19 protein-coding genes are annotated in these 23159 nt (G+C 43.8%); 15 read left to right on the top strand and 4 right to left on the bottom strand.

Translation table 11 applies throughout. The features are described from left to right. Nucleotides 1–25 precede the first annotated feature (25 nt). The 4 genes from MKY35_RS23840 (at nucleotide 26) to metK (ending at nucleotide 4151) form a co-directional block, all read left to right on the top strand. Nucleotides 26–1558 (top strand): stalk domain-containing protein, encoded by a 1533-nt coding sequence (locus tag MKY35_RS23840; RefSeq protein ID WP_342444984.1) that lies wholly within the window; start codon nucleotides 26–28, stop codon nucleotides 1556–1558. A gap of 45 nt (nucleotides 1559–1603) precedes the next feature. Further along, a complete protein-coding gene (locus MKY35_RS23835) occupies nucleotides 1604–2182 on the top strand; it encodes a hypothetical protein (protein ID WP_029514600.1) in 579 nt (192 codons plus the stop codon). 141 nt (nucleotides 2183–2323) lie between these two features. After that, nucleotides 2324–2614 (top strand): alpha/beta-type small acid-soluble spore protein, encoded by a 291-nt coding sequence (locus MKY35_RS23830; RefSeq protein WP_029514599.1) that lies wholly within the window; start codon nucleotides 2324–2326, stop codon nucleotides 2612–2614. Nucleotides 2615–2948: 334 nt separating this feature from the next. After that, the gene (gene metK / locus MKY35_RS23825) at nucleotides 2949–4151 is read left to right on the top strand and encodes a methionine adenosyltransferase (protein WP_013312298.1); all 1203 of its coding nucleotides are present in this window, start codon (nucleotides 2949–2951) and stop codon (nucleotides 4149–4151) included. A 129-nt stretch (nucleotides 4152–4280) separates the two neighbouring features. Here metK and MKY35_RS23820 read toward each other — a convergent pair whose 3' ends face one another. From MKY35_RS23820 to MKY35_RS23810, 3 genes are read right to left on the bottom strand one after another with little or no spacing between them, the layout of a single operon-like run. Next, entirely contained in the window at nucleotides 4281–5183 is a 903-nt protein-coding gene (locus MKY35_RS23820; RefSeq protein ID WP_342444983.1) for a helix-turn-helix domain-containing protein, read from the bottom strand. A gap of 56 nt (nucleotides 5184–5239) precedes the next feature. Then, nucleotides 5240–8356 (bottom strand): efflux RND transporter permease subunit, encoded by a 3117-nt coding sequence (locus MKY35_RS23815; protein ID WP_342444982.1) that lies wholly within the window; start codon nucleotides 8354–8356, stop codon nucleotides 5240–5242. Continuing rightward, nucleotides 8353–9762 carry an efflux RND transporter periplasmic adaptor subunit gene (locus MKY35_RS23810; protein ID WP_342444981.1) on the bottom strand — a complete coding sequence of 470 codons (1410 nt, stop codon included), beginning with the start codon at nucleotides 9760–9762 and terminating at the stop codon, nucleotides 8353–8355. Before MKY35_RS23810 ends, MKY35_RS23815 begins: the two co-directional genes overlap by 4 nt. A gap of 266 nt (nucleotides 9763–10028) precedes the next feature. On the opposite strand from MKY35_RS23810, the gene MKY35_RS23805 reads away from it, so the two are divergent. The 7 genes from MKY35_RS23805 to MKY35_RS23775 all read left to right on the top strand — a co-directional run bounded on the left by MKY35_RS23805 (nucleotide 10029) and on the right by MKY35_RS23775 (nucleotide 19375). Further along, nucleotides 10029–12746, top strand: coding sequence for a stalk domain-containing protein (locus tag MKY35_RS23805; protein WP_342446699.1), 2718 nt, complete (start codon nucleotides 10029–10031; stop codon nucleotides 12744–12746). 47 nt (nucleotides 12747–12793) lie between these two features. Beyond that, nucleotides 12794–13954: a sensor histidine kinase gene (locus tag MKY35_RS23800; RefSeq protein WP_013312293.1), complete on the top strand. Its 1161-nt coding sequence runs from the start codon at nucleotides 12794–12796 to the stop codon at nucleotides 13952–13954. A gap of 4 nt (nucleotides 13955–13958) precedes the next feature. Then, the gene (locus tag MKY35_RS23795) at nucleotides 13959–14681 is read left to right on the top strand and encodes a response regulator transcription factor (protein WP_007432713.1); all 723 of its coding nucleotides are present in this window, start codon (nucleotides 13959–13961) and stop codon (nucleotides 14679–14681) included. A gap of 169 nt (nucleotides 14682–14850) precedes the next feature. Then, nucleotides 14851–15291: a hypothetical protein gene (locus tag MKY35_RS23790; RefSeq protein WP_342444980.1), complete on the top strand. Its 441-nt coding sequence runs from the start codon at nucleotides 14851–14853 to the stop codon at nucleotides 15289–15291. Nucleotides 15292–15496: 205 nt separating this feature from the next. Further along, nucleotides 15497–17611 (top strand): helicase-related protein, encoded by a 2115-nt coding sequence (locus MKY35_RS23785; protein WP_342444979.1) that lies wholly within the window; start codon nucleotides 15497–15499, stop codon nucleotides 17609–17611. Nucleotides 17612–17958: 347 nt separating this feature from the next. Continuing rightward, a complete protein-coding gene (locus MKY35_RS23780) occupies nucleotides 17959–18525 on the top strand; it encodes a ComF family protein (protein ID WP_039271511.1) in 567 nt (188 codons plus the stop codon). 382 nt (nucleotides 18526–18907) lie between these two features. Continuing rightward, a complete protein-coding gene (locus MKY35_RS23775; RefSeq protein ID WP_342444978.1) occupies nucleotides 18908–19375 on the top strand; it encodes a LysM domain-containing protein in 468 nt (155 codons plus the stop codon). Nucleotides 19376–19449: 74 nt separating this feature from the next. On the opposite strand, the gene MKY35_RS23770 is transcribed toward MKY35_RS23775, so the two are convergent. Continuing rightward, nucleotides 19450–19590, bottom strand: coding sequence for a hypothetical protein (locus MKY35_RS23770; protein WP_342444977.1), 141 nt, complete (start codon nucleotides 19588–19590; stop codon nucleotides 19450–19452). A 529-nt stretch (nucleotides 19591–20119) separates the two neighbouring features. Here MKY35_RS23770 and MKY35_RS23765 point away from each other — a divergent pair. The 4 genes from MKY35_RS23765 to flgK all read left to right on the top strand — a co-directional run bounded on the left by MKY35_RS23765 (nucleotide 20120) and on the right by flgK (nucleotide 23100). Further along, nucleotides 20120–20530 carry a TIGR03826 family flagellar region protein gene (locus MKY35_RS23765; protein ID WP_029514590.1) on the top strand — a complete coding sequence of 137 codons (411 nt, stop codon included), beginning with the start codon at nucleotides 20120–20122 and terminating at the stop codon, nucleotides 20528–20530. Between the two features lie 196 nt (nucleotides 20531–20726). Beyond that, nucleotides 20727–21002 carry a flagellar biosynthesis anti-sigma factor FlgM gene (flgM, locus tag MKY35_RS23760; protein WP_029514589.1) on the top strand — a complete coding sequence of 92 codons (276 nt, stop codon included), beginning with the start codon at nucleotides 20727–20729 and terminating at the stop codon, nucleotides 21000–21002. Nucleotides 21003–21012: 10 nt separating this feature from the next. After that, on the top strand, nucleotides 21013–21513 hold the full coding sequence (locus tag MKY35_RS23755) for a flagellar protein FlgN (RefSeq protein WP_029514588.1): 501 nt from the start codon (nucleotides 21013–21015) through the stop codon (nucleotides 21511–21513). A gap of 18 nt (nucleotides 21514–21531) precedes the next feature. Then, nucleotides 21532–23100 carry a flagellar hook-associated protein FlgK gene (gene flgK, locus MKY35_RS23750; RefSeq protein WP_342444976.1) on the top strand — a complete coding sequence of 523 codons (1569 nt, stop codon included), beginning with the start codon at nucleotides 21532–21534 and terminating at the stop codon, nucleotides 23098–23100. Nucleotides 23101–23159: the final 59 nt, after the last annotated feature.

The raw sequence follows: 23159 nt of genomic DNA, 5'->3' as shown, positions 1-23159 counted from the left end.
GTCTTATTGACAAAGGAGAGAAATTATGAAACGTTTTGGAATGGCATTACTATCCACATTGGTTCTTACATCTGCGTTTGCTAATCTTGCAGGAGCTCAGTCAGGTGATATAAAGGTTATTATTAACGGTGTGACTCAGCAATATACACAGTCTCCGATAGTCAGTCAAAATACAACCTTGGTGCCTCTTCGTGGTGTTTTTGAAAGCTTGGGAGCGCAAGTGGAGTGGGACAGCAAGGCTAAAAAAGTAACAGCATCTAAAAATGACGATACATTAACTTTAAATATTGGCTCCAAACTTGCTTATAAAAACAGTAAGCCGGTACAGCTCGATGCAGCAACTCAAATACAAAAGGGTCAAGTGCTCGTTCCTTTACGTTTTGTGAGCCAATCATTAGGCGCCAAAGTAAATTGGGATCAGACTACACGAACAGTGACCATTTCGAATCAAGGTAGTGGTAGTGCTACTGACACCAATAGCTTGTCTAGTAAGCCACTTGCAGCTCCTGTGACCAAAGTTACTTATGATACTTACTATAATAACTCCTTGACCTATGACGATGCAGTCAAACTGGCTATTGCTGATAGTACTTCAGTGAAAACAGGAGAAGTGAGTATTGATCAGGCAGGAAAAATTTTAAAAGAGACAGGCAAAAATATTGACTTTGTTCCAGCAGAAGCAGGTAATGAGGGTCAAGATAAAGCTTACAAAGGTTATGCCCAAACGAACCTTAATTATGAGGCTACCAAGAAGAATCTGGAAATGACCAAAGAAAGTATTGAATATAATGTAAAAGATCTTTACAATAAGCTCCTTCAAAAGCAAAATGCCGTTAAGCTGGCTGCTTTGAATATTGAAGATGCAGAGCGCAAGCTTAAAGTTGCACAAATTAAAAGAGATAATCAAATGTCGAGTGATTATGAGGTCACGCAAGCGACTAATCAGTTGACTCAAAATCAAGCTGCTTTAGAGAAGGCAAAAAAAGATTTAGATAGTGCATATGTATCTTTGAACCAAGTGATTGGTTACAAACCAGAGCAACGTTATGAACTGAAGGATAAGCCTGTCTATTCTGAATTTAAAGATAATGTAGAGACAAAAGTAAGCCAAGTACTTACTAGCAGTACTGCTATTTGGTTGAGTGAGCAAAAAGTGGATTTGGCTGAATTGAGCTTGAAGCTTTACAACTTCAATACTCCAGGAAATACCCCTTATGAAGCTGAACAACTAAATGTTGAAAAAGCTCAATATGCTACAGAAGGCACAAAGAGACAACTCGAAGAAGCTGTAAGAACAATTTATAACAATATCAAAGCATTGGAAAGTCAATATTCACAGATTCAAGCAGGCTTAGTGAGTGCTAGAAGTGCGGCTGATATGGCTAAGAAGCAATTTGATGTTGGGTTGGCTACAGAGCTTCAGGTTTATGAAGCTAATTTGAAAGTAACTACTGCTGAGCAACAGGCGGAAGATATAGTTTCAAGTATTGATACTTTGAAGGTGGCTTTCAATAAGCCTTGGGCTATGCAAGGTTCCACTGGAGCAAGCGCGCAATAATTAAAACTTAACTATACTTGCTATAACCTACTGTAGGAGGACTTCATGAAATCACGCTATAAAGTATCGTTGGCTGCAGCTTTACTTGGGGGAGGAATTGTAGCAGGCTCCTTGATGAACAATTCAGTTAACGGTGCCTCCAGTTCTGGACAACCTGGTACAGCTGATGATCCAGTCGTAACCAAAAGCTATGTTGACCAAAAAATTGCCCAGGCAATCAAAGGTGGAGTTCCCGCAAGTAACACGAGTAGTAAAACGACTAGTTCGACTACTCCAGCGACAAACGCTACCTCTAACACAACGGCGTCAGGAACTTCTAGTGCAGGAAAAACTTCCACACCAGAGCAGACAGAGGTTTTAAAGGTTGTTGATGTAAAGCCTGGTCAAAAACTGATTGCCAAAGCAGGCTCGGAATTTATTTTACGTAATGGTTATGCTGTTGTGTATAGTATGGATGCCAGTGGAGCTATTGATATTACTTCTGGAACGGAAATTGTTCATAATCAGGCTGTCGAAAAAAATCATTTATTATCGTTTCCTAGAGAAGGAAGAGGTATTCAAGTAAAAGAAGGTCAGAAGTTTGGTCTGGTCGTTATGGTACGAGGCGGTTATACTGTTCAGTAAACTGTTTTGTATTTAAGCAGCTTTTGGCGGCTCTTTTTCTTAAATACTGTTTGGGATAGCAAATTGTTCTTGGCTAAGTTGAACCTAATCGCTGCACACTAACCCCATGATAGACAATACATTTAGTGGAGGGTGTATACGATGGCGTCAAGAGGTCAAAGACGATTAATTCCCGAAAGTCGTGCCAGGTTAGATGATTTGAAGTATGAAATCGCTGCTGAGTTTGGGCTACCTGTTTATAATCCCCAATATACACATATACAACCTAAGGCTGACAGTGAATTTGCTGCAGAATTGGGGGAGTTTGCGGGGGGCGGGAATGTAGCATGGCGTGATTTAACTTCAAGACAGAACGGTTCGGTTGGTGGTGAAATTACTAAGCGACTGATACAATCTGCTGAACGTAGCTTATCTGAATATGGTACATTGTAAGTTGCAATAATTTCTACAGTTTTTGAACATATAGTAGCGTAAAATCTGGGGTAATTAACATGTGAATCAAAAATGGTTTGCATGTAGACTTACCCTAATTTCGAATGTTGTCATTGGGTGACACGAATTGACACCTTGTTTTAAATAGGATATCATGGCATTTGAGGCTTGTACGCAACCTTTTCCTACCGGAGAAGGTTCATTTTTTATTAATCAGGTGTAACAAGATACCTACCGCCATTTGATGGCTTGAAGGTATCTGAATAATGCCATTACCATGTCAGGATTTTTTTATTAAATCCTCATGTATTTTAATTGTGGGAGGTTGAAATTCATGTCTGTAAAAGGCCGTCATTTGTTCACGTCCGAGTCTGTAACAGAAGGCCATCCGGATAAAATCTGTGATCAGATATCCGATGCTGTATTGGATGCCTTTCTGGCTAATGACCCTAATGCACGGGTAGCATGTGAAGTATCGGTAGCTACTGGTCTCGTTCTCGTCATTGGTGAAATCAGTTCCAAATCGGAGTACGTGGATATTCCATCCATTGTACGTAATACGATTAAGGAAATTGGCTATACACGTGCGAAATACGGTTTCGACTATAATACTTGCGCTGTATTGACTTCTTTGAATGAACAGTCGCCGGACATCGCTCAAGGGGTTAATGCTGCCTTGGAAAGCCGTGATCCTGCTGAAGTAGATAAAGAAACGGAAAACATTGGGGCTGGAGATCAAGGATTGATGTTTGGTTTTGCTACGAACGAGACGCCGGAGTTGATGCCTTTACCTATCGCTATGTCTCACCGTATTGCACGGCGCTTGTCTGAAGTGCGTAAGGATGGAACGCTGAATTACCTTCGTCCTGACGGTAAAACCCAAGTAACGGTAGAGTATGAAAATGGTAAACCTGTTCGTATTGATGCTATTGTAGTTTCTACGCAGCATGCGGAGGATACTACTTTGGAGCAAATTCAAGCAGACATCAAAGAAAAGGTTATTTTGCCAGTTGTTCCTGCCGAATTATTGGATGAGCAAACCAAGTATTACATTAATCCGACAGGACGCTTTGTTATCGGTGGTCCTCAAGGAGATGCAGGTCTGACAGGTCGTAAAATTATTGTGGATACGTATGGTGGTTATGCACGTCACGGCGGGGGAGCATTCTCCGGTAAAGATCCGACCAAAGTGGACCGTTCCGCTGCTTACGCTGCTCGTTATGTAGCGAAAAACCTCGTAGCAGCTGGATTGGCAGACAAAGTGGAAATTCAGCTTGCTTATGCCATCGGTGTAGCTACGCCTGTTTCGATTAACGTCGATACATACGGTACGGGTAAAGTGAGTGATGAGAAGCTGGTTGAATTGATCCGAAATAACTTTGATTTGCGCCCAACAGGTATTATTCGCATGTTGGATCTACGTCGTCCAATTTATAAGCAAACTGCTGCCTACGGTCACTTTGGACGTACAGATTTGGATGTACCATGGGAGAGCGTAGATAAAGCTGAGATTCTAAAAGAACAAGCGGGGCTGTAATTCCTCGGATGTTATCAAAATAAAAGCAACAACCCAAAAAGACTGTTTCATGCTTTGCATGAACAGTCTTTTTGGGTTGTATTTCGCTGTTAAGTACGAATTTGCTCTGATGTACCGAATGCTGAGTGACTACTCGGATATCGGAGCATGGTCCAATAAATTTTTAAGTAAACGACAAACCTTTTGCAGTTCCTTGTACTGCTCCAAATACGCAAAAAGGGCTTTCAGGAGGCCTTTCTGAGGGTTCGATTTCAGAGCCTCTTCCTTTAAATGAGCGTAGATTTGCTGACACTCCTGTTTCTCCTCTGAACTCCAAGAAGACAGCAGTATACTGTCTTCCATAGAGTGGAGAAGGCTGTTAATTTGACGGCCTTGATCAAAGGGATTACTTAGAGCACTTTCGGGTAACCAGCCTTGCTTGCTCCAGAACAAATGTGGAGCTGAATCAGCATTGTTCAGACTGGTTGCCAAGGAACTGGATAAGAAGATAATAAACTGTGTTAGATGTTCAATCGTTTCATCATTCATTCGATCGGCAAAGAAGCGAATATATTCAAACACAATGCTTTTAAGTACAAAGGTCACGTCCCATGCATGATCTTCAATGCTCGGTCCAAAAATATCAATCAGGCAGTCGCGAACCCATTTGTACAATTTATATTCATGATTCTCGAATGCGTAATTAAGTTGTTCATTCTGGAAAATAAGCATGGAAGGCTCAGGAAGATCCATCATGAGATACACTTTGTTTTCAACGAGATTTTTCAAGTAAAGTACAATAAAACCGTGCAGTTTATCGTGCTTAGAAAGATCAGGTTTACTGTAGAGAGCCCGGATGTCTTGTTCAATGTTATTTTCCAGAATGATACACATTTCTAGAGGAAGTTCTTCTTTTCCCTGAAAATATTTATAGAAGGATGCCTTCGCCATCCCACTTTCTTTGGCGATTTCTTCAACAGATGTTGAATAATAGCCTTTTCTGGAGAACAGCCGAATGGCGGCCTGTAAAATATCATTTTTTTTACTTTCCATACTTACTTCCCCCTAGGGACCGACCAACTCGACAATATGCGAATTCACTTCATACATCACAAAGGTTGTCCACGTGTGATAACTGTGTGCTGCTGTCTTTTGAGTTGACGGCGCATCTTGTATTTGGCCATGATCATATACAAGGACGGCACGACAAACAAGGTTAACAAGGTCGAGAATAACAAACCGAAAATGACGGTAAACGCCAGTGGCTTAAAGAGCAGGCTTCCCAATAGTGCCAACGGAATCATACCTACAATGGCGGCCAAGGATGTCAATAAAATCGGTCTGAAGCGAGCGGCGGCCGCCTGTATTACGGCTTCCTTCAATTCCATTCCTTCATGTCGTGCATCCTCGATAAATTCAATTAACACAATCCCATTCCGCACAACAATGCCCGCGAGTGCAATGATTCCCATGATGCTCATAAAACCGATAGGCATATCAGTCAAGAAAATACCAATAATCCCGCCGGCTGCTGCCAGGTACACGGTCGTCATAATAATAATAGGAATGGAGAGAGAATAAAATTGCATAGTAATCAAGAGTAAAATGAGCAAGACTACAACGATAGCCAGCTGTCCTAAGTCCTTGAATATGGTCGATTGGTCAGAGGTTTCCCCACCAACCTCCCATTTGTAGCCTTCTGGGAACTTCATTTGCGCCAGCTTACTTTCAACATCAACCATCGCTTCGCTTGCAGTTCGTCCGTTCAAATCGGCTTCCACCGTAATCGTCCGCTCCATATTGTAATGCTTGATTTGCTGAATAGCAAATGACGGCTTAATCTGGACAAGCTGGTTTAATGGAATTTGCTTACCAGCTGCATTAACTACACTTAATTGTTGGAAAAGCTTACTTGGCTCCTCGTCGCTGTGATTCAAATACATTTTAATATCCACCAGACTGTTTCCAGTATCAAATTGGCTGACTTGGGCTCCTTCTTTTAATAGAAGCAGGGTGCGAGTCAAATCTGTGTAACTTACCAGGTATTGATCCATCGCTTGTTTGTTGACCTCAAGCTCCAGTGCATATCGTTCAATTCCTATATCATCAACGATGCCTGTTGTGCCCTCTACTGTCGCGATCTGCTCCTTTGCCTTTTGGGCAAGAGTTTGCAGTTCATTCAGATCCTGACCTGAGATACGAATAGAAACGGGCTTACCCACTGGAATCCCGAGACGAGGAACATACATCGTAACTGTAACTCCAGGGTAGGATTTCTTAACATGTTGTTCCCAAGCATCAACTGTCGTATTGAGATCGAATACGTTTTCTTTGCCGACGACAGCAATCTGCCCCACCGTTTCGTTATAACTAATATTTCCACCCGAACTATTAATGTCACTAAACAGTTGTGGGGCAGTCCCTCCAGTGCTGTAGACGACCTTGGAAGTTTCAGGTTGCTTTTTCACCCAGCCTGCAAGGTCTTTAACGACCTGGTTGGTTTCCGCAATTGAAGTGCCTACAGGCATTTTTACATTTAGTGCAACATGAGGATCTTCCGACTCAGGAAAAAGTTCAACTGAGGTAAAGGGAACTAATCCATAGGCGGCTGTTCCAAGCATGAGTCCGACCATGGCTGTCAACAAGGGACGCTGAATGACCTTAGGCATCAGTTTTTGTGAATAGAGCTTGTTTAAAGAATGAATCTGCTGGCCGAGCAAGCCTGCTGGTTTAGATTTACCCTGAGGGTGACGAGCCTGTCTGCGCTTCTCATACCATTCTCGAAAAATAGGGATGATGGTGAGCGACATGATCATAGAGGCAAGCATGGTCAGGGAGACAATAGCAGGAATAGGTTTAATAAAGGCACCTACATTTCCAGGAAGAAACAACAATGGCGCGAAAGCTGAGATGGTAGCCAGAGTTGCAACCAAAATAGAAAGCATGACCTCTTTGGTACCTTTTACAGCTGCGACTGAGGGTGATTCTCCTAATTCCGTAAGTCTACGCTCAATATTATCATTTACAACTACGGCATCATCCACGAGTATGCCGAGTACGATGATCAGACCGACAACGGAAATCTGATTTAGAGTGATGCCGAACATAGGCAAAAAGATAATGGCAATCGAAACCGAAATAGGAATGGCCAGTGCAACAAATGCAGAGGTGAGCAAATTCAGCCCCAACATACAAACGAGAATAACGGCCACAATCGCAAGAATCGTTTCACGCTTTAAGTCGTCAAAGATATGGCTTACCTGATCCTTTTGTGCAAAAAGAGTTTGAAAGTGAACACCTGCGGGAAGTGTTTTCTCCAGTTCTTTGAGCTTGGTATTGACCTTTTCGCTCATAGAAGGGATGTCTGTGCCTGTTTCTGCTCCAATACTTAGCGTAATGGCCGGTTTACCCTCTACATAGGCAAAGTATTCTGTATTAGGATGGGCCAGCTCCGTTGTGCCGACATCTCTCAAATAAACAGGATTACCCTCTTTGGTGCGTGTCAAAAGGACCTGATTCAATTCATCAGCTTTTTCGGTCTCGCGAACAATAAGTTGATAGGTACGTCCGTTGTATTCAATATTACCAGTAGGGACCCGATCAATTTGAGCCTGAACCGCTTGAGCCACTTGTCCCCACGAAAGCTGGTATTGCTGAAGTTTCTGATTGTCAATATGGACACGTACTTCTTGATCAGGGAGACCATTGAATTTGACGCTAGATACGCCAGAAATGGTATTGAGCTGATCTTTCCAAGTCGTTGTTAAATCATTTAGTTTATACAGCGGTGCGGAAGAGTCAGCCGTCAGGGCATAGGAGCCGATAAAAGAGCTGGTTAGTTTGTCATTTACAACAGGTACTTCAACGCCTTGAGGAAGATCAGCTTGTGCATCTTGCACTTTTTTACGCATATCATCCCAAACCGTTTGAGGATTAACTCCGTTTTTGGATTCGATTAAAATAGAGGAGAATCCGTTACCAGAAGTCGAACTAATCGTTTTAACACCTTCAACTTCCTTAATGCGTTTCTCCAGCTCTTTAGTTACGGTTTGTTCTACTTTTTGTGGTGAAGCACCAGGGTAGACTGTTGTTACCATAGCATTCTGTATGGTGACATCCGGCATTTCCTGCTGTGGTAACTGGAAAAAGCCGAAGATTCCGACCAAAATCAGCATGACAAAAAACAGCAATGTAATTTTTCGTTTTTTTACGATGTACTCAATCATGGGCGTCCGCCTTCCTCCGACTGAATCGCATTTCCATCAAACAGGTTTTCTGCCCCTTTAACGATAATACGTTCGCCTTCACGAAGTCCCGATACGATTTGCAACTGATTATCTACAACCTGATTACCAAGCTCCACAGGGGTTTTAACAGCTTTTCCTTGAATGTCTTTGAAAATAAAAGGCTTGCTTCCCGTGTTAATGACTGCTTCGGCAGGAACGAGAATCCCATTCTTGTCGGTCACCTGTTGAGCAGCTTTAATGACCTGACCGGGTAACCAGTCTCGCTGTGGATTGTTTATAACAATCTCTACGTTAACCCTTCCTGTGTCGGTGCTGGTTGAAGGATAGACGTTAGACACCGTACCTTGACGGGTCTCTTCATAGAGCGCAACTTCTACTTGTTGACCCTTTTTCCAATCCTTAATTTCACTGTCTGGTACAGGAAGTAGTACTTTGAGGCGGTCGATGGAGCCTATGCGATAGACGGCTTGCCCTGACGCGACCAAATCACCTGTATTCACGATTTTGTCTAAGATTACACCGTTCACAGGAGAGATTAGACGTGTGCGTGAAAGTGCAAGTTCTGCCTGCCCCTTGGCAACAAGGGCTTTTTCGTAGTTGGCATGAGCTTGTTTTTGGGAAGCCGCAGCCTGTTCACTGGCCGCTAGGGCTTTGCTTTTACCTGCAAGCGCATCTTGAAAGGAAGCTTGGGCGGATTGATGATCTTCGGCTGTGGCCCCTTCCAGCAAAAGGGACAGGGATTCCTTGGCTTGTTCCAGGTCTTTCAGGGCTGCGGTAGCATTCAGGCGAGCATTTTCATTATCTGATGCGGTAGCAGCGCCTGCCTCAAACAGCTTCTGTGTACGCTCGCTATCCGTCTTGGCCTTGTTATAAGCGCTTTGTGCCTTATCTACAGTAGCTTGCGCTTGTTGTTTCTCTTGAGCACGTGCGCCTTTATTGACCTTGTTAACATTCGCGCGAGCTCCTGTAATGCCGGCATCGGCGGATTGAATCGCGGAGGTAGCAGCCTGTAAATTAGCCTGTGCGTTATCAATACCAGCCTGTGCCTCCAAAATGGAGGCTGTCGCCTGTGCCACCTGAAGCTTGTAGTCAGTATCATCCAGACTAGCAATAACGGCGCCCTTCTGTACAGCAGTACCGACAGTGAGATATGCACTGGCTACAGTGCCTCCATTTTGGAAAGCCAGTGTGTTCTCCTCATAAGCCTGAAGAGTGCCTGACAAGTTATAGGCCGCATGAAGTGGCGTGGATTTGACGATTGCGGTGCGCACAACGGTTGGCTGTGCAGATGAACCTAGAGCGGCATCTTTTTTTTCTGTAGAACATCCGGCGATTGCGATGCACAGGGATAAAGTGAGTATGATGATGGCCCGTTGTTTATTCATGATTATCAATCCTTCCGATAGGGTCATAATTGGACTTGTGAACTAATCAGTATTATTTGAACTAATAAGTTCAAATGTATTATAGTGCGCCGATATTGCATTCGTCAATTCATCGTTTTAGATTTTATGAATTAGTTGACGGGATTTTCGTAACTTTTGCCTATATAATAAGTCTATTAACATAAGAGGATTTTTTTGTTTATTGATAGAGTACACGTGCGGAATAAATCCGTTTGAATACACTGAAGATGGGAGCTATTATCCAAATGTTTTTAAGTAATAAGAAACAGAGTGAAGTGAAAGTTAATGGCAGAGGAATCGCTAAAAGATGGGCCGTGTTAACACTGGCAGGGGTATTATGGGTCGGTCCGGTTGCTGGAACTGGGGCTCTAATCCCCTTGAATGGCTGGATGTCTGCTCCAATCGCAAGTGCAGCCTCTGGTTCAACTGTAAAATTGGGAGAAGAGATCATTACTTCGGGTGCAACATTATTGAAATATCGTTTTAAAGGCTCCAAAGGAACAGCGCTGGCTGATATCATTCGAGTAGACTTGCAAAACCCGTACGTTAAGCTGGATGTCATGACGGGGAAGAATGGACAGTTTACGACCCGGCAGAGCACAGGCGGCATGGCAAAAGAGACTGGAGCGGTTGCTGGTGTAAACGGGGATTATTTTAATACCTCAAGCGAGGGAGCTCCGATCGGTGGACAAGTATCCAAGGGTGTGTTGATGTCTACTCCATCTGATTTAACGGGCATGTATGCCTTTGCTGTAACCAAAGATGGTTCTCCGATGGTGGAGCAGTTTACTTTTGAAGGAACAGTAAAAGCTGGAGACGGGTCGTCTTTCTCTTTGGCGGGGATGAACAAGGCTTCGTATTCGCCTGAGACGAGTGGGGGCAGTTATAGTCACTCTAATGCTATGTATATTTATACATCTGCTTGGAAAGCAATTGAGCGGCCCAAAAACAGTTCGACAACGCCTACCGAGGTATTGGTACAAAATGGTGTGGTTACGCAAGTCTCCGACAATGCTACATTGAATATGACCGTTCCGCAGGATGGCTATATTTTACGTACTCACGGTAAAGCGGCTGATTATGCCAAAGCGCATCTGACCGTGGGACAGACCGTAGAAACGAGCTATCGCCTTCGTGTTAAATCGACAGGGAGTGAAGTAGATCCTTCCAACCTTCAGATGATGATTGGTGGACATACCATATTAGTAAATGACGGTCAGAAAACCTCTTTTTCCCGGAGCACAACAAGCATAGGCGGGACGCGTGCGCGTACAGCTTTGGGATATTCCCGTGACAAGCGTTACGCTTATGTCATTGCCGTTGAGAAGAATGGGAACAGTGTTGGTGTATCCCTGAGCGAGCTGCAAACGCTGATGAAAGATATTGGCGTCTGGAAGGGTATGAACCTCGATGGGGGCGGTTCTACGACCATGGTGACTCGTGATTTGGGAGATACGACAGCGGGACTTACGTTCAATACGGAATATGGTACAGAGCAACGTAGTATCGTAAATGGAGTGGGGGTATATACCAATGCTCCTAAAGGAACGCTTAAAGGTTTCACCATCAAGGGCAATAAAACGCTGCTGATTGGTCAGACCGGAAGCTATTCCTTCAAAGGCTATGACAACTACTACAATCCATTCGATACCTCAAAAGTACAAGTGACGTGGAAGTCCAGCAACCCGGCTGTTGTGTCAGTGAGCGGCGGCGTTGTGAAGGGAGCCAAACCGGGAACGGCTACTTTAACGGCATCCAGTGGCTCAGCCAGCGCTACAACTAAGGTCACCGTGCTTGGAGCAGATGAAATTTCATCACTCACCGCAGGAAGTGGAACTGGCTCGCTTACCGCTGGAGCTAAAATCGCTGTACCGGTAACGGCAAAGACAAAAGATGGACAGAGTGTCAGCATTACGTCAGATGCGCTCAAATGGGAGTTCATTGGCTTTAAGGGAAGCGTTAAGGACAATCAACTTACAGTAAATACGGTGGATGCAGGCGTGAAAACGGGCTATGCCATCGGTCGCTATGATGGTTTCAGCGCTGTCGTCTTCTTGTCTGCTGGCGGAGCAAGTACAAACAATTGGGAGAACTTCGAAAATGTTTCGTATCCGGTTGACTTTACTTCGAATGTGGAAGGTGTTACCGGCACAGTGGCTGTTGTACAAGGAGATGGCGACCATGCCAATTCCAAAGTGCTGGAACTGAACTACGATATGACAAATGGCAGTGGTAAAATGTATGCTTACGCCCAATTGAACGGCACGTCCGGGAAAACGCTTGAACAGGCGGCTACTTCCATCTCAATTGATGTCAGAGGGGATAAGAGTCTGAACTGGCTGCGTGCGGAGCTAGAGGATGCCCAAGGCAAAACAGCATATATTGATCTCGCTAAAGTGATCGACTGGAACGGTTGGAAAACCATTAATGCAGATATGAGCGGTTTGAATATTTCGTATCCAGCGAAGCTGAAACGTCTTTATGTGGTCAATGTGGCGGAAGGTCAGGACGAACGTGCTAAAACAGGCAATGTTGCTTTTGATAATATTTCTTTTAATACACCGGGAACGGTCGGCACAGAAGGACTTAAAAAGGGAACAGCTCAAATGACGATCGGACAAAACTCAATGACAGTAAACGGAACACCTACAACAATTGATGCAGCTCCGATGACTCGCGATGGTTCAACGTATGTTCCGATTAAGTATGTGCTGGACGCATTTGGCGGACAAGCAAAATGGAATGCGGGCGATCAACGGATCACCGTTATGCGCGGTGGTGTGCTGATGGATTTGACCGTAGGGAAAAAAGAAGTTGTTCTGAACGGGAAGCGTCAAAGTACTGATGTTGCACCCGTTGTGCTAGGGGGTAGGACTTTAGTCCCGTTGAGACTCGTGTCTGAGCAGTTAGGAATGACTGTAAAATGGGAACAAGAAACGAAGACCATCACCCTTCAATCATGATATGGTATGATATATACTTGAAATGCTAGGATTGGAGTAGAACATTTGTGGACTTTCAAGCCGATATCATAGACCGAGTCATTAAAAATGCCATCCAGGTGATGGAGAACAGCAAATATCAGATGTTCGAAATATTGGACACGGCCCGGACCGAGCTGGTCACGTTAAATCAGGAGCTCCAGAGCGTCTTGAAGGAAACAGCAGAAACGATCGAAAAGGTGGACCAGCTGGAAATGAACTATCGGCGGTCCCGCATTCGGTTGACTGAGGTCAGCCGTGACTTCGTTCGTTATTCGGAAGAGGATATCAAGCAGGCTTATGAGAAGGCAACACAGCTACAACTCGATGTGATGATTTTCCGCGAGAAGGAAATGTATCTCAAAGCCAGAAGGGATGATCTTCAAAAGCGGGCCAAAAGTGTCGAGGCTTCTGTCGAGCGCGCCGAAACCATCGGTTCGCAGATGGGAGTCGTGCTGGAATATTTGTCGGGCGAATTGGGACAAGTGACGCGGATCATCGAATCGGCTAAAAACCGGCAGTTTATTGGTCTGAAAATTATTTTGGCTCAGGAAGAGGAGCGCAAACGCATATCCCGTGAAATTCACGATGGACCTGCGCAGCTCCTTGCGCATCTAGTGCTTAGGACGGAAATTGTGGAAAGAATGATCGCCAAGCAGGAATTTAAGATGGTTCAGGACGAAATAGTAGACTTGAAGAAACAGGTTCGCTCCAGTCTTGAGGAAATGCGAAAGGTCATTTTCAATTTGCGTCCTATGGCCCTGGATGACCTGGGACTTATTCCGACGCTCCGGAAATATGTGCAGGATTTTGAAGAAAAAACGAAGATTAGATCGCTTTTTGAAACAAGGGGCAAGGAACACCGTCTCTCTTCCGCGATGGAAGCAGCCATTTACCGTCTGATCCAGGAAGCTTTGACCAATGCTGCCAAGCATGCTTATCCTACCTATGTGCTTGTTGAGATTACCTATCAGGCGCAGCTTGTAAAAATCGTGGTGCAGGATAATGGTTTGGGCTTTAAGCCAGAGCTTTTTCAGCAAAAAAGCAAAGATCATGGGCATTTTGGTCTGATTGGTATGCGGGAAAGGGTTGAACTGCTCGAGGGGAGAATGGAGATCGAATCAGCTGAGAATCAAGGCACCAAGATAGTGATTCATATCCCAACCAACGTGGAAAAGGGAAAGGAGTAACAACATGGAAAATCAGGAAATTAGCAATGCACCCATTAAAGTTCTCTTAGCGGACGATCATCAGTTGTTCCGTGAAGGACTTAAACGTATTTTGAATATGGAGGACGACATTGAGGTCATCGGAGAATGTGGCGATGGTATTCAAGTGTTGGAATTCTGTAACGTAGAGAAACCGGATATTGTTCTGATGGACATTAATATGCCAATCGAAAATGGTGTAGAGGCAACCGAAAAACTGCGTGAGATGTTCCCGGATGTCAAAGTGATCATTTTATCCATTCATGATGATGAAAGCTATGTATTTGAGACGTTGCGCAAGGGAGCCAATGGTTATCTGTTAAAGGATATGGAGGCCGAGTCCCTCATTAATGCTATTCGTTCGGTTCATGAAGGCTATGCGTTTATCCATCCGAAGGTAACAGGTAAGCTCATTCAGCAACTCCGCCGGATGACCTACTTGAATGAAACAGGGGCTATGGCTGAAGGTCATACGAAGGAAGCCGGCGTGAAGTTTGTCGCAGGTGAAAATAATCCATTGACCCGTCGTGAAGCTGAAGTATTGCGTCTGATGGCTGAAGGTAAGAGCAACAAGATGATCGGTGAATATTTATTCATTAGTGAGAAAACGGTCAAAAACCATGTCAGCAGTATTTTGCAAAAAATGGAGGTTGATGACCGTACACAAGCGGTTATTAACTCAATCAAATATGGATGGGTTACGCTGTAAAGTGTAGTTTTTTCATGCATTAGACGATGCAGCTGCTAATAGATATGAATGCTGTACCGCCTTTCACTCCGGGCGATATGTCCGCTCATACAGAAACCCAGTACATAACCGTGACACCTCTTCCTGTTATACGGCATATATTGTCGCTATAGGAGGAGGTGGAACCCTCGTGACGGCTCACTTGGTTTGGATATTGCTTATATACGGTGTGGGGGCCGCTGTCGTGCATCTTATGTATATACGACAGGCGGTTCAGGCTTATTACAATGGCGAAGATTCATGCGCGATATCTCCAGGTCATCGCGCGATTCGCTATATTGTGATTACGTCCAATGACGGAGATCGTGTGGAATGGGTGATGCGTTCGTTGAACATACTTGCCTGGCTGCACCGGAGGCCGCTACATGTGACGGTACTGGATGATGAATCTATGGATGATACGCTACCGATTCTGACACGGCTAGTGCGCTATAGTCATATGGATGTTTCAGTCATTTCAAGTCGTTTTTCACCGGGGAACCCGGTTTTACCGAAGTCAGGCGGTGAAAAGCAGGTTGTTATTGATCTTAGAACAGTCAAATCGTTGGCGGACGCTCCGCTTGTTCCTTAGCGACAGGGGATTGTGGACATCGTGGTCAAAATCGGATATAGATATAAATGTTTATAAACAGTTGCATAGGCAAGACAACAGGGATATCGTTGAGATCTACTTGATGTGAAGCACACTTCAGGCTATTAGCCACAGAAGTGTGCTTTTTTGCTGTTCTCTGGGGTGATAAGAACCCAAAAAGTCATGAATGGGGGAGAAGGGGAAGGTGAAAATTGCAGTATACGCAGTGAGGTATAAGGGGAATTGGAATCTCCGATTATCTGTGGATATTCGAGTAGATATGACATGGTGGATGAATCAAGATGAGGGGCAGGGGAATGTTGTCGAAAGGTGGGTGTTATTAGAAGATGAGCTCCCCTTGTCCTGGGGAACAAAGCTGTGTGAAACATTTAAGGAATTAGTAGGTATGGAGCGATGGGGGAAACGGCAGTGGTGGGCTTATATTATCGCACAGCTAAAAAGTGAACTGACTCTTGAACCTTTTGACGGAGAACGAATTTTATCTGGAGGAGTAGAGAATATATGCATTTGGGATCATGTACAAGGTTGGACTTCTCGCACAGAAAGTGGGGATGAGAGACGAGAAACAAAGGGAGGTTTACGTTCTATTCAAAAAAGGAGTCTAATCACGGGAATTGATGGATTGGAGAGGGAGTGTTTAACACGACAAGCGAATGAGCTGGCTAATTTGTTGTCAGGACGCCAGTTACTCGTTCCAGAAGTCGAAGCGCTACTGGCAGAGGCAGCGCCAGGTTTGGAGCGTGCTTGGCGATCCGCTGCACAACTTGCATATCTGCAAGGCCGACTCAGCTTTGCTACTGGCCTCGATCCAGCACCTCGCACGCGCTGGTCTGCCGCGCGTACGCATGAACTCCGCTGCAACCGTTGTGGCAGCGGGATAGTGCACCGCACGAGCTGCGCATCGTGCGGCCGTAAGGCGTGCGCCTACTGCGAGACATGTCTCGCACTTGGACGCAGCCGTGAATGCTCGCTGCTGCTGCGCGGTGCAGCGAAACCCGCGCTGCCGTGCACAGCAGGCATAGCCCCGGCGACGGAACTCGACCGCTGGGGGCTAAGCCCAGCGCAGCGTGCCGCCGCCGAAGCGGCGCTGCGCTTTTTAGCCACACCGCACGGGGGAGTGCGGGGACATTTTCGCCCGGAAGGCCGTGGACTCCGGGCGTTGTTCCGACGCGACATGGTTGCGTGCCGGACATCAGATGCTACCGCTTCGCAGGGCAACAACCTTGCCCGTAGCAGGCAGCCTTCGCTGAAACCTGGCGAAGATGCGAGGTACAACGCTGATCGGCAGGTGCCTGGTACTAAGGTAGAGCGTTTTTTGCTCTGGGCCGTAACGGGCGCAGGCAAGACGGAAATGATGTTTCCGCTCTTGCAATATGTGCTAGACCACAGAGGAACGGCACTTGTGGCAACACCACGCCGCGACGTGGTACTGGAGTTAGCCCCTCGTTTGGCCATTGCTTTTCCCGATGTGAGCATGGTGACGCTCTATGGGGGAAGCGCAGAACGCTGGCAAAGGGGACAGCTGACACTGGCAACGACACATCAGCTATTGCGTTATCGTCAAGCTTTTGATTTGGTTGTGATTGATGAGATTGACGCGTTTCCTTATCACAATGATCCTATGCTTGCCTTTGCTGCACGAGCAGTATGTAAGCCGAAGGGAAAGTTTATCTATTTGTCTGCTACACCACCGCAATCCTTGCAGAAAGAGGCTGCACGCGGTCTGCTGCCACACGCCAAGGTTCCCGTTCGTTTTCATCGTCATCCTCTACCTGTCCCATTTCGTTTGGGGACTGCTTCAGTGCAACAATGGCTGCAAAAAGGTCGGCTTCCCGCATCCTTTATTCAACGCCTACGCGTATCCATACAACGTGGGGCACAGGTTTTCCTGTTTGTAACACGAATCTCACATATTCAGGGACTTGTGAAGCTGCTGATTAAACAATTGCCTGATGTACCTATTGCGGGCACCTCCTCACAGGATGAAGAAAGAACCGCTAAAGTACGCTTATTTCGAGCTACTGAAATACGTGTTCTGGTTACAACGACTATTTTGGAGCGAGGGGTAACTGTTCCACGGAGTGATGTGTACGTATTAGACGCGGACAGTAGTCTTTTTGATGAAGCCTCTCTTGTCCAAATGGCTGGTCGCGCGGGCAGGTCCAAGGATGACCCATGTGGAGTTGTTATTTTTACATCCCCCCAATGGACACGAGGTCAAAAAAGAGCAATTAGACAGATTAAACGTATGAATGAACTGGCTCGGAAAAGAGGATACCTGAAGGAGGCGAAGCACTAAATGCATTAAATAAAAAAAGTTTTTTTGGAAATGTGAAACCTGAAACAATGTCGGTACGTAAGCTACCAAGAAAGGTGCATTCTGATATGGGGATGATTCCAACAACCCGTCTATTTTTGAATTGGTTATTCCATCGCCAGTCCCAAGCATGTATGGCTTGCGGCACTCTCACAGGTCGTTTTTCCGAATTCCCCGGGATTTGTACTTCTTGTTCACTTCAAATTCCTTGGGTTTACGATATTCGTTGTGTTTATTGTGGACGTCCAACGTCTTGCCCGGATTGCGTAAGGCTTGACCGATTAGTACGTTACTATGTGTGCAATCGGAGTGCAACCAGCTATACGCCAATGATGAGAGAATGGATCGGGCAGTTCAAATATCGCGGGAATGAAAAGTATGGTTCCCTGCTGGGTGAGATCATGAATCGAGCCTATCAGGCGATGAGGTATGAGTTTGCAGGTCTTAAACATTCTCGTTTCAAGCGATCTTTGTGGAGTGTGGATGTAGTGACCTGTGTTCCGGTAAGTGAGAAGAGGCTGACAGAGCGAGGCTTCAATCAGGCTCGGATCTTGGCAGAAGAGATTGCTAAGCGGAATAAGCTCCCCTTCCTATCTTTACTTGCTCGTCCACAAGATACAGGCAAACAAAGCTTTAAATCAAAAAAGGAACGCATGAACACAATGAATAATGCGTTTTCTGTTCACCCCAATATGACAAATTTGCTGAAGTCTTTTATTTTAAAAGCTAAATCTCAATGTGTTACGGAAAATAAGCTTTCCGTTACCGTTTTGCTTGTTGATGATATTTATACAACGGGGAGCACATTGCAGGCGTGTGCACGTGTTTTGAGAGAAAAGGCATTAGAGCAAGGAATACATTTGACTATTTTTTGCCTGACCTTAGCAAGATCATAAGTCTAAATATCTGGTATTCCCCATGAAATTTCGCTTGAAACTATGAAAAAAGGTTATAATTCTCTTGAAAGAAGGGTTAAATGATAGAGCAAAAAGTCTTTTAAGGCGTACAATCAGCAGAATTTGACAACAAGCTAGAGAGAGGTATATAATAAAAATATAGAGACAAACAAAAAGTAAGGAAGTGAGGGATGAAAACAGAATATTTCAATTTAGAGGTTGATTTTTTTGGAAAAGAGGAGTACAATTTCTATCTGTTGATAGCTAACATGATTGGTAATAAGTGATTAGCTAATGACTAAAGAGCGGACATTGGGAGTGTCTCGCTCAGTAGTAAAGCAGTTAATTAAAATTTAAAGTTAAAAAGAGGAGAGAACAAATCATGAAAAACGTTATGAAAAAAGTAGCAGTATCTAGCATGTTGGCAGTAAGTTTGGGTGCAGTATCTTTGTTGAGTCCACTTGCAACAGGTCAAGTAATGGCAAAATCTGGCTCCGATTACGAAAAACAACAATTGGAAGACCAAATCATGAGAGAGCAGCAAGAAGCAGCACAAAAAGCATTTGAAGCTAAGTTTTTCAAAACTGAAACTACTGAAAAAGCAGCAACTACAACACCAGCTCAACCAGCCACTGAGAACAACAATCAAGCAACAACCACAAAACCAGCAACGACTACAACTGAAACACCAGCAACTGTAAATACAATCACAGTAAATGTTCAAGAGGGCGACACATTGACTTCTATTGCTGAAAAATACGGTGTGACTGTTGAAGAACTGGTTAAAATCAATAACTTGGTTAAAGTAGGTCAAGAACTGCAAGTGCCGCAAACAAAAACAAATAAATAATTATCATTATAAATGTATAATGAAGTGTGTTTTTTAAACCAAGCGTTTGACTATAGTATACGGGAAGGCCTCTATTAAAACAATGCTTTTTGAATAATTATTTGTGAAATAGCTTGTTTTTTTTGGCTGTAAATTTCCATTGGTGCATCTAGCTTGATTTCAGATAGGTTATAAGTTGAGATGATGTTAGATCCATGAGATTTATGAATACCCACACTCCATGTGCGGAGCATTCGTATGGGCGCCGTTCCCCCGGATTTACAGGATTTCCTTGATGTCATTCGGGGCACAGGTGAACATGAATTCTTCTGAGGATTGTTTCGCCCGGTTTTTCCCTCATCTTGATAATTAATTTCTACATTTACTCATATTCATATAGCTATTTTAATTGTATTAATGAAGCGCTATTCCCGAAAATAACTGGAATGGCGCTTATTTTATTTTCTATCTAAAGTAGGGAGCAATGTTTGACGATAAATAGACACATGCAATAGGCTGAACATTAGCTTCCATGAGCTTCTTTATTTTATGTCATTGCATATTGATGCATATAGATGTTAATAAAATTTCACTGATGGATCTTTCTCTCTTATACTCTTATTATGATAACTTATAAGATGTGCGATTGTGTAAAATCTGAAAATCCCTTTTTGAAATATTTGCTAGACGAGGCTCTTCATTATAAGGTAATGTAAGGATAGAAGTAATTTAAAGATCGGAAATTGGAAAGGGGCGTTACAGAGGATGAATTTGGATAACTGTCCTCGCTGTGGAAAGCTGTTTATTATGAACGTCAGGGGAATCTGCCAGAACTGTATTAAAGAAATTGAAATCGAATACGAACGCTGTGTCAAACATATACGTGAAAATAAGGGCATTCATATGCATGAGCTTTCGGAGGCTACTGAGGTATCCGTAAAGCAAATCACGACATTTATACGTGAGGGACGTATTTCCATTGCTAATGCACCTAATATGACGTATCCTTGCGAGGTATGTGGGATACCGATTCGTGCAGGACATATGTGCGATTCTTGTCGAACACGTCTGACTAAAGACCTGCATCAGGCTGTATCCGAAAGTAGTAATCAGGATCAAAGTAATAATATGGGCTCAGGTACCTACAGCGCGATTGATAAACTTCGTGGAAAGTAGTACAGGGGAATTAAAAACACATTCAGCTATTCAAAAAGTTTCAAATACCGCCGATAATCTTTATAGAGCTTATCGGTTTTTTTATTTTTAGCAACCATGCACAAAATAAAGAAGTGAGGCATAATACGAACCATGTTCGACGCTATGTCGTCTGATACATTCTGACCATATCAAATAACTAAGGAAGGTGGAAGTTATGAAAATTAACGAGACCAACCGCATCGGAGCTATTAATCCATACCAACGAAATATTGAAACAGGACGTCAAGAGGAGCTTAAGAAGTCTCGCCGCAAGGACGAGGTCTCGATTTCTCCGGAAGCGATGGAAATGCTGAACCGCAGCAGTGATGCAGATCGTGTTAAGAAAATTCAGGAGCTTAAGCAACAAGTAGCTTCGGGAACCTATCGTGTAGATGCCGATAAAATTGCAGATAAGCTGTTACCTTACTTCAAGCAGTCTTCCGAAAGCTAGGTGAAGGAATATGCCTTTAGAGCGTTTGATTGATGTGCTGGAGCAGCTAGATCAAAAGCATCTTATCTTATTAGAATTAGCTAAAAGTAAGAAAAAAATTGTTATGGAAAATGATATGGATAGCCTGGTTCAGCATTTGAATCAGGAATCCAGACTCCTTAAACAGGTGGAACAGCTAGAGGAAGCTCGTATGGAGTTTTCGTTTGAGCTTCTTCGTGAACGTGGTATTAAGTCTCAGCTTAACTTGACTATAACCGAGCTGGCACGCCTTGTTTTTGATCCTGAAGATAAGAACAAACTCCTCAGTGTCCAGAGCCGCTTATCCCACACTCTCTCAGAATTAAAGGAAATTAATGCAATCAATCAAAAGCTCATCGAGCAATCGTTGGTGTTTATTGATTACTCGTTAGATCTACTTGTAGGTCGTCCTAATCAGGAGATGACTTATATGCATCCAGATCAGAAAAGTAATCAACCTGCACGACCTGGATTGTTCGACACTAAGGCTTGATCCGAGGAGGAAAATAGAGTGCCATCCACATTTCATTCCATAGAAACAGCTAAAAGAAGCCTTTTTACACAAACGGCAGCTTTAAATACAACAGGACACAATATAGCTAATGCCAATACAGAAGGCTATACACGGCAAACGGTTAAGATGAGAGCTTCTATACCTATGGAGGCATATGGTATTAACCGTTCTAATGTGCCTGGTCAGTTGGGAACAGGTGTTGAATTTGATGCTATTGAACGCATTCGTGAGAAGTTCTTGGACAGTCAGTACCGCGGAGAAAATACTGAGCTGGGTAGTTGGACAATTAGAAGTAACACACTTGATAAGCTACAACAGATTATGAATGAGCCGTCTGATACAGGGATTCGCAAGGTTTTGGATAACTTTTATAAATCTTGGTCTGATTTAAGTAAAGACCCAGAAAGTGTAACCGCACGAACTATTGTTAAAGAAAATGCGCTTGCGTTGACTGATGCAATGAATCATATGAGTAAACAGTTAAGCAATCTATCTGCGGATTTAACCTCAAATGTGGAGGCTAAGTCTAGCGAGCTACAAAGTTATGTGAACTCCATAGCGGACCTGAATCAATCAATTACTAAAATTGAAGGCTTGGGAGATAACGCTAATGATCTACGTGACCAGCGTGATTTGATCGTCGATAAAATTTCGAAGATCGTTAATGTAACGGTAACTGATACTGATCAAGGCTACAACGTTAATATGGGTGGTCAAGCATTAGTAACTGGGTTTGCACCGACTACTGGTATTAACGGCGCTTTTTTACAAGCTGCTTTTGCTTCCAATGATTTGCAAGGAGGCGAAGTACATGGAATGATCATTTCCAGAGATCAATTTGTAGCAGATTATACTGCACAAATGGATAATCTCGCTAATACATTGGCAAACGGTGATATTTCTGTAACGCTACCCAAAGGCTCAGTATTGCCAGAAGGTACTGTACTGAACGGAGTGACTTATACAGGGACCAATCGCACACTTCAATCGGATTTAACAGTTACGGTTAAAGGTCTTAATGGTTTGCATCAATTGGGTTATACCCAAGAGGAAAAAGATGCTAACGGTAATATGGTTGCAGGTAAACCTTTTTTTGTAGCTTCAAATAATGGCGGGACGATAACGGCAGGCAACATTACGTTAAATACTGCTATAGTAGATAATCCTAACGCCATTGCAGCATCCCTTCGTGTAACAGGCACTGCTCCTACTGAGGAATTGGTTAAAGGCAATAATACATTGGCATCCCTCATGTCCAATTTGAAATTAAATAATTTCACTTCTGTTTCTACAGGGAACAAGGCTACTATTGATAGCTTTTTCAGTTCTATGATTGGTCAGTTGGGTATAGAGGCTCAAGAGGCAACAAGACAGACACAAAACTCAACAGCCCTCGTATCTCAGGTTGAAACTATGCGCCAGTCTGTGAGTGGTGTTTCACTGGATGAAGAAATGTCCAATATGATCAAGTTTCAGCATGCCTACAGCGCCGCTGCTCGGTTTATGACCACATTCGATCAATTATTGGATAAATTAATTAACTCCACAGGTGTAGTGGGAAGATAAGAATGGGGATTAAATATCTTGTGTTTTATACAAGGGTATTTAATTACGGAGGGATATAA

Source organism: Paenibacillus sp. FSL L8-0638 (assembly GCF_038593075.1).
Classification (GTDB): Bacteria; Bacillota; Bacilli; order Paenibacillales; family Paenibacillaceae; genus Paenibacillus; species Paenibacillus polymyxa_D.
Note: the sequence above shows the minus strand (reverse complement) of the source record. Positions and strands in the feature narration are given on the sequence as shown.

Coding starts and splice junctions, on each gene's coding strand:
- flgM (WP_029514589.1), top strand. CDS start 20,727: ATGAAAATTAACGAGACCAACCGCATCGGAGCTATTAATCCATACCAA.
- MKY35_RS23795 (WP_007432713.1), top strand. CDS start 13,959: ATGGAAAATCAGGAAATTAGCAATGCACCCATTAAAGTTCTCTTAGCG.
- MKY35_RS23835 (WP_029514600.1), top strand. CDS start 1,604: ATGAAATCACGCTATAAAGTATCGTTGGCTGCAGCTTTACTTGGGGGA.
- MKY35_RS23810 (WP_342444981.1), bottom strand. CDS start 9,762: ATGAATAAACAACGGGCCATCATCATACTCACTTTATCCCTGTGCATC.
- MKY35_RS23805 (WP_342446699.1), top strand. CDS start 10,029: ATGTTTTTAAGTAATAAGAAACAGAGTGAAGTGAAAGTTAATGGCAGA.
- MKY35_RS23815 (WP_342444982.1), bottom strand. CDS start 8,356: ATGATTGAGTACATCGTAAAAAAACGAAAAATTACATTGCTGTTTTTT.
- MKY35_RS23765 (WP_029514590.1), top strand. CDS start 20,120: ATGAATTTGGATAACTGTCCTCGCTGTGGAAAGCTGTTTATTATGAAC.
- MKY35_RS23755 (WP_029514588.1), top strand. CDS start 21,013: ATGCCTTTAGAGCGTTTGATTGATGTGCTGGAGCAGCTAGATCAAAAG.
- MKY35_RS23775 (WP_342444978.1), top strand. CDS start 18,908: ATGAAAAACGTTATGAAAAAAGTAGCAGTATCTAGCATGTTGGCAGTA.
- MKY35_RS23830 (WP_029514599.1), top strand. CDS start 2,324: ATGGCGTCAAGAGGTCAAAGACGATTAATTCCCGAAAGTCGTGCCAGG.
- MKY35_RS23840 (WP_342444984.1), top strand. CDS start 26: ATGAAACGTTTTGGAATGGCATTACTATCCACATTGGTTCTTACATCT.
- MKY35_RS23820 (WP_342444983.1), bottom strand. CDS start 5,183: ATGGAAAGTAAAAAAAATGATATTTTACAGGCCGCCATTCGGCTGTTC.
- metK (WP_013312298.1), top strand. CDS start 2,949: ATGTCTGTAAAAGGCCGTCATTTGTTCACGTCCGAGTCTGTAACAGAA.
- MKY35_RS23780 (WP_039271511.1), top strand. CDS start 17,959: ATGATGAGAGAATGGATCGGGCAGTTCAAATATCGCGGGAATGAAAAG.